Annotated in this window: 4 protein-coding genes and 2 tRNA genes; all 6 read right to left on the bottom strand. The window is 65.2% G+C overall.

Annotated elements, in window-relative coordinates:
- Positions 1-2,609, bottom strand: a 2,609-nt coding sequence (gene infB, locus N7590_RS07490) for a translation initiation factor IF-2 (RefSeq protein ID WP_279935289.1), incomplete at its 3' end; no start/stop codon positions are given.
- A 92-nt stretch (positions 2,610-2,701) separates the two neighbouring features.
- Positions 2,702-4,213 carry a transcription termination factor NusA gene (nusA, locus tag N7590_RS07485; protein ID WP_006458580.1) on the bottom strand — a complete coding sequence of 504 codons (1,512 nt, stop codon included), beginning with the start codon at positions 4,211-4,213 and terminating at the stop codon, positions 2,702-2,704.
- A gap of 4 nt (positions 4,214-4,217) precedes the next feature.
- Positions 4,218-4,808 (bottom strand): ribosome maturation factor RimP, encoded by a 591-nt coding sequence (gene rimP / locus N7590_RS07480; protein WP_053450381.1) that lies wholly within the window; start codon positions 4,806-4,808, stop codon positions 4,218-4,220.
- 367 nt (positions 4,809-5,175) lie between these two features.
- Positions 5,176-5,252 (bottom strand) — tRNA-Met (locus N7590_RS07475).
- An 82-nt stretch (positions 5,253-5,334) separates the two neighbouring features.
- Positions 5,335-5,411 (bottom strand) — tRNA-Met (locus N7590_RS07470).
- 127 nt (positions 5,412-5,538) lie between these two features.
- Positions 5,539-6,999 (bottom strand): NADH-quinone oxidoreductase subunit NuoN, encoded by a 1,461-nt coding sequence (nuoN, locus tag N7590_RS07465; protein ID WP_049456506.1) that lies wholly within the window; start codon positions 6,997-6,999, stop codon positions 5,539-5,541.
- Between the last annotated feature and the right edge of the window lie 11 nt (positions 7,000-7,010).

The raw sequence follows: 7,010 nt of genomic DNA, 5'->3' as shown, positions 1-7,010 counted from the left end.
TCGATCTGGTCACCCGGCTTGACGTCGTTGTAGGCCTTCACCGCGATACCGCATTCGGTACCGTTGCGGACTTCCTCGACGTTCTCCTTGAAGCGGCGCAGCGATTCCAGCTCGCCCTCGAAGATCACCACGCTGTCGCGCAGCACGCGGATCGGCTTGTTGCGCTTGACCACGCCCTCGATGACCATCGAGCCGGCAACGGCGCCCAGCTTGGAGCTGCGGAAGACATCGCGGACCTCGGCGATACCGATGATCTCTTCGCGGATCTCCACGCCCAGCAGGCCGGAAGCCACCTGCTTCACCTGATCGATCACGTCATAGATGATCGAGAAGTAACGCAGGTCCACGCCGTTGGATTCGATGATGCGACGGGCCGAAGCATCCGCACGCACGTTGAAGCCGATGACGGTGGCCTTCGAAGCGGCGGCCGAGTTGGCGTCCGACTCGGTGATGCCGCCCACGCCGGAGTGGATCACGTTGATGCGGATGTCTTCGTTGGACAGCGCGACCAGTGCCTGGCTCAGCGCCTGCACCGAACCCTGCACGTCGGCCTTGATGACCAGGTTGAGGACCTGCTGGCCCTCGCCCTTGCCCAGGGTCGCCATGATGTCTTCCATGCGGCTGCCGGCGGTAGCGACCAGGCGCGATTCACGGCGCTTGGTCTCACGCTGCTGGGCAACGTCCTTGGCCAGGCGCTCGTCCTCGACCACCACGAAGTCATCACCGGCTTCCGGCACGCCGGACAGGCCCAGGACCTGCACCGGGATGGACGGGCCGGCGAACTCCGGCTGCTTGCCGGTTTCGTCGAACAGCGCACGCACGCGGCCGTACTGGATGCCGCACACCAGGTAGTCGCCCTTCTTCAGGCGGCCCTGCTGCACCAGCACGGTAGCGACCGGGCCACGGCCCTTGTCCAGCGACGATTCGATCACCACGCCCGAGGCGCGGCCTTCGTCGACGGCCTTCAGTTCAAGCAGTTCGGCCTGGATCGAGATGGCGTCCAGCAGGTCGTCGATGCCCAGGCCGGTCTTGGCCGAGATCTCCACCATCTGGGTGTCACCACCAAAGTCTTCGGCCACGACCTGCTCGGACAGCAGTTCGTTCTTGACCCGCATCGGATCGGCGTCGGACTTGTCGATCTTGTTGATCGCCACGATCAGCGGCACACCCGCCGAACGGGCGTGCTGGATCGCTTCCTTGGTCTGCGGCATGACGCCGTCATCGGCGGCCACGACCAGCACCACGATGTCGGTCAGCTTGGCGCCACGGGCACGCATCGAGGTGAAGGCAGCATGGCCCGGGGTATCCAGGAAGCTGATCACGCCCTTCGGCGTATCCACGTGGTAGGCACCGATGTGCTGGGTGATGCCGCCGGCTTCGCCGGTGGCGACCTTGGTGCGGCGGATGTAATCCAGCAGCGAGGTCTTGCCGTGGTCGACGTGGCCCATGATGGTGACCACCGGCGGACGCTGGGTGGCTTCGCCCTGGTTTTCACCGGTCGAGGCCAGCAGTGCGTCTTCGGCGTCGTTGTCGTTGGCACGGATCGCCTTGTGGCCGAGTTCCTCGGTCACCAGTGCGGCGGTGTCGTGGTCGATGGACTGGGTGATGGTGGCCATCACGCCCATCTTGAACAGCGCCTTGACCACTTCGCCGCCCTTCAACGCAAGCTTCTGCGCCAGGTCGGCCACGGTGATCGTGTCGCCGATCGCCACTTCACGCACCACCGGTGCAGTCGGACGCTCGAAGGCGTGCGGGCCGGCATTGTTGCCACCGCGCGACATGTCGCGACGGCCACCGGACTGGTTGCGGCCGCCCGGACGACCCCGGGTGTTGCTGTTGTTGCTGTTGCCACGACGCGCGCGATCGGCGGCCGACAGATGCATCTGGCCGGCGAAGCGATCGCCCGGGCCACGCTCGTTGCGCGGCGCGCTGCGGTTGTTGCGGTCGTCGTTGCGCGGCGGCGGCGGTGCGCCACGCGGCGCAGCCGGGGCGGCGGCCGGGGCACGCGGCGGGCGCGGCGCGGTTTCATCGATGGGAGCACGCTTGGGCTTGCTGGCCGCCAGCGCCTCGGCAGCCTTGGCGGCGGCCGCAGCTTCTTCGGCAGCCTTCTTTTCGGCCTCGGCGCGCTCCTTGGCGGCAACCTCTTCCTCACGGGCACGGACGATGGCTTCGTCGCGCAGACGATCCTTCTCGGCCAGGGCCTGCTGTTCGGCAAGGTTGCGCGCACGCGACTCTTCCAGCTTGCGCAGGATGTCGGCGCGCTCTTCGTCCGGCGTCATGGCGCGAGCACCATCCTTGACGTAGGTACGCTTCTGGCGCACCTCGACATTCACGGTCGTCTTGCTGCGACCGGAACTGACCGTCACTTCCTGCTGCTTCCGGCGGTTGAGCGTGATCTTCTTTGCAGACTGATCGGTCTCTTCCGGGGCCTGCTCGGGCTTGCCGTGCGAACGACGAAGGAAGCCCAGGAGCTTCACCTTCTCGGAGCTGGTCACGACCTGGTCGGGACCGCTGAACTTCATGCCGGCACCGGCCAGCTGTTCCAGCAGTTTTTCGACCGGCGTGTTGACCAGTTCGGCAAGCTTGCGGATGGTGGTTTGCTGCGACATTCGGATCCTATGATCTTGTGGGCGCCCCCCCGCATCTGGAGGTGGCGCGGATTCTACGCCCTGAGCGGCTCAGGGCCCTGTTCATTGCCGGCTCATTCGCCGCGTTCCAGTCGGGCGATCTCTTCGGCACGGGCGGCCAGGATCAGCGCAGCGGCGCGCGCCTGATCCAGTCCTTCGATGCCGAAGTCCATGACCTCGTCGGCGGCCAGGTCGGACAGGTCCTCGCTGGTACGCACGCCGTGGCCGGCCAGCGCATACGCGGTGGCTTCGTCCATGCCCTTCAGGGACAGCAGGTCCTGCGCCGGCTGGCCGTCTTCAAGGCCTTCCTCGACTGCCAGGGCCTCATTGAGCAGCGCATCGCGGGCACGAGCGCGCAGCTCTTCGACGATGTCCTCGTCGAAACCTTCCACGGCCAGCAGTTCGCCGACCGGGACATAAGCGATTTCCTCGACGGTGCCGAAGCCTTCGCTGACCAGGATGCCGGCGATCTCTTCGTCCACTTCCAGCTTGTCCATGAACAGCTGGCGGGCCGAAGCCTGCTCGGCCTCCGACTTGGCGGTGACCTGGTCCTGGGTCATCACGTTGAGCTGCCAGCCCGTCAGGCGGCTGGCCAGGCGCACGTTCTGGCCGCCCTTGCCGATCGCCTGGGCCAGGCGGTCTTCAGCCACGGCCAGGTCCATCGAGTGCTTGTCTTCATCGACGATGATCGACTGCACTTCGGCCGGCGCCATCGCGTTGATGACGAAGTTGGCCGGGTTGTCGTTCCACAGCACGATGTCCACGCGCTCGCCATTGAGCTCGTTGGACACGGCCTGCACGCGCGAACCGCGCATGCCGATGCAGGCGCCGATCGGATCGGTGCGCTGGTCGTGGGCGAGCACGGCGATCTTGGCGCGGTCGCCCGGATCGCGGGCACAGGCCTTGATTTCCACCAGGCCCTGGCCGACTTCCGGCACTTCCAGCTTGAACAGCTCGATCATGAATTCCGGGGCGGCGCGGCTGATGAACAGCTGCGGGCCACGCGGCTCCGAGCGCACTTCGGCCAGGTAGCCGCGCACGCGGTCACCAGCGCGCAGCACGTCGCGCGGAATGCCCTTGTCCTTCGGAATGAAGCCTTCGGCGTTGCCACCGAGGTCGACATAGATGTTGCCGCGCTCGGCGCGCTTGACCACACCGGTGATCAGTTCGCCGACGCGATCCTTCCATGCATCCACGACCTGCTGGCGCTCGGCTTCGCGCACGCGCTGGACGATGACCTGCTTGGCGGCCTGGGCGGCGATGCGGCCGAAGTCCGGGTTCTCGATCTGCTCTTCGATATAGTCGCCGACGTCCACGCCTTCGGCTTCATCGACGGCATCCATCAGGCGGATCTGGCGGTCCGGCGATTCCATCACCACGTCATCGGCCACCACTTCCCAGCGGCGGTAGGTTTCGTAGCTGCCATCCTTGTGGTCGATGACCACGCGGGTCAGCACTTCCTCGTCGGGATAGCGCTTCTTCGCCGCCGAGGCCAGGGCGGCCTCGATGGCATCGAAGATCACTTCACGCGGCACGCCCTTCTCGTTGGCGACTGCGTCCACTACCAGCAACAGTTCCTTGCTCATTGGCTCACTCCGCGCGCGGCTTCTTTGCCGCCGGCTCGTTGGAAGAAGAATTCTTGTTCGGCTTCGGACGCTTCGGTGCCGGACCGGTCGGCTTGCTCGGGGCCAGCCCCAGCGCCACCCAGTCGGGCATGATCCGTGCCTTGTCGATGTTGTCGGCCGACACGACCACTTCGGTCTTGTCGACAACGAAGGTGATGGTGTCCGCGGCCTCGTCGGTTGCTTCGATACGACCCTGCAGGCGACGACGGTTGTCCTGCGGCAGCTTCAGGGTGACCTTGGCCATTTCGCCAAGGTGACGGCCGAACTGCTCCAGGTTGAACAGCGGACGGTCCACGCCCGGCGAAGACACTTCCAGCGTGTAGTTGCCGCTGATCGGGTCTTCGACGTCCATCTGCGCCGACACTTCGCGGCTGACGCGCTCGCAGTCGTCGACATTGATGATGCGCTCGGGCTGTTCAGCCAGCGGCACGTCGATGTAAAGGCGCAGGGTCGCACCGCCGGGGGCCGGCAGATACTCAACGCCCAGCAGCTCCAGGCCCAGCGACACAACGGTCGGGGCGAGCAGATTCGCGATGTCGGTTGCCTTGTCGCTCACAGCCTGCCTTGATCTCTATGGTTGGGTGCCGGCCTTGGCCAGCGTGGAAACATGACGCCCCGGAAACGACAAAGGGCCCGCTGGGCCCCTTTTCCGGAAAGACTCCGGTGACTGGATTCCGGTTGCAACCTGCAGTGCCTGCCGGTTGCGGCCCTCCTTCCGGATCCGGACTCCCGCTGGGAGGCCGCCTTCAGGGGTACTGCTAGGCCGCTGATGATAGCGGCTGCACCGCACTGGTGCAAGGTGTGAGCCCGGGGTCAGATCCCTTTTCCGCAGGAAAAGGGATCTGACCCCGATCGCGCGGAAACGCCGCAGGCCCCAAAGAAAAACGCCTTCGAAGCAGGACTTCGAAGGCGCATTCTTTACTTGGTAGCGGGGGCAGGATTTGAACCTGCGACCTTCGGGTTATGAGCCCGACGAGCTGCCAGACTGCTCCACCCCGCATCAGAAGCGGAATCATGAGGCATTGCTGCGAAAAATGCAAGCTTTCCCTCATTCATCAAACCGGTTGGCGCCGATTCGATGTTGGTAGCGGGGGCAGGATTTGAACCTGCGACCTTCGGGTTATGAGCCCGACGAGCTGCCAGACTGCTCCACCCCGCACCGGAAGTGTTTGAACTGCTGCCCTGCTCTTTCGAGGAGGGCTACCGCAACGATGTTCTGGCTGAACCGCTGCAGTGACAACTCAGGCTGCGCATATTACACGAATCGCGCAGCTTTGTGTCAACTTTTATGCAAGATGCGCAAATGCCTGCTGGCACCAGACCATGATCGGGTTCCAGGCAATGCCCAGCGCCAGCAGCGCCAGTGCGTTCACGCCCAGCACCAGGCCCAGTACGCGGTCGTTGCTGCGCGGCATGGCCTCGCCCACCGGCTCATCGAAATACATGACCTTGATGACGCGCAGGTAGTAGAAGCAGCCGACCACGGCGCACAGCACGCCCAGGATCGCCAGCCACAGCAGGCCGCCGTTGACCGCCGCGCCGAGCACGGCCAGCTTGGTCCAGAAGCCCAGGAACGGCGGGATGCCGGCCAGCGACGCCATGATGCACAGCACCAGGCCGGCCATCCACGGGTTGCGGGCGTTCAGGCCCTTGAAGTCTTCGATGTTCTCGGCTTCGAAGCCGGCACGCGACAGCGCGATGATCGCGCCGAAGGCGGCGGTCGACATGATGGCGTAGGCCAGTGCGTAGAACAGCGCGGCGGCATAGCCCTGCGCGCCACCACCGGCGATGCCCATCAGCAGGAAGCCGATGTGCGAAACGGTGGAGAACGCCAGCATGCGCTTGAGGTTGCTCTGCGCAATGGCCATCAGGTTGCCGATGACCAGCGACACCGCAGCCAGGCCGGCGATCAGCAACTGCAGTTCGGTCGACAACGGGCCCACGCCCATTTCCAGCAGGCGGTAGGCCATGCCGAAGGCGGCCAGCTTCGGCGCCGAGCTGATGAACAGCGCGATCGGCGCCGGGGCACCCTGGTACACGTCGGGCAGCCACATGTGGAACGGCGCGGCACCCAGCTTGAAGGCGACGCCGGCGATCATGAACACCGCACCGGTGATCAGCAGCACGCGTTCTTCCGAATGCGGGATGGCATCGCGGATGACGTCCAGGTGCAGGCTGCCGGTGGCGCCGTAGATCAGCGACATGCCGTACAGCAGCAGGCCCGAGGCCAGCGAACCGAGCACGATGTACTTCATCGCCGCTTCCGAGGCCAGGCCGTTCTCGCGGTTGCTGGCCACCAGCGCGTAGGAGCACAGCGCCAGCAGTTCCAGGCCCAGGTAGACCATCAGCAGGCTGCCGGCCGAGACCAGGATCATCATGCCGGCGGTGCCGAACAGGATCAGCACCGGGATCTCGCCCTGGAACAGGTTGCGATCACGCAGGTAGCGCCAGCCATAGACCAGGGTCAGGCCGCTGAGCAGCACGATCCCGGTCTTCATCACGTCCGCGGCGGTATCGCGCACGAACATGCCATGGAAGACCTCCCCCTGCCCGCCCACGCCGGTGGCCAGCATGAACAGCACCACGGCCAGCGCAGCGAGCGAGAACAGGTGGGTGACGATCTTGTTCCGGTTGCTGACGAACAGGTCGAGGATCATCAGGGCGAAGGCGCTGCCGATCAGCACCAGCTCGGGAGCGAGCGGTGGCAGGTCAGCGGCGGTCAATGGCAGCAGCGGCGAGGTGGTCATCATCAAATCCT

It is taken from the genome of Stenotrophomonas sp. GD04024 (assembly GCF_029837545.1).
GTDB classification, from domain to species: Bacteria; Pseudomonadota; Gammaproteobacteria; order Xanthomonadales; family Xanthomonadaceae; genus Stenotrophomonas; species Stenotrophomonas forensis.
The sequence above is the reverse complement of the archived record's forward strand: the minus strand, read 5'-3'. Positions and strand labels throughout refer to the sequence as shown.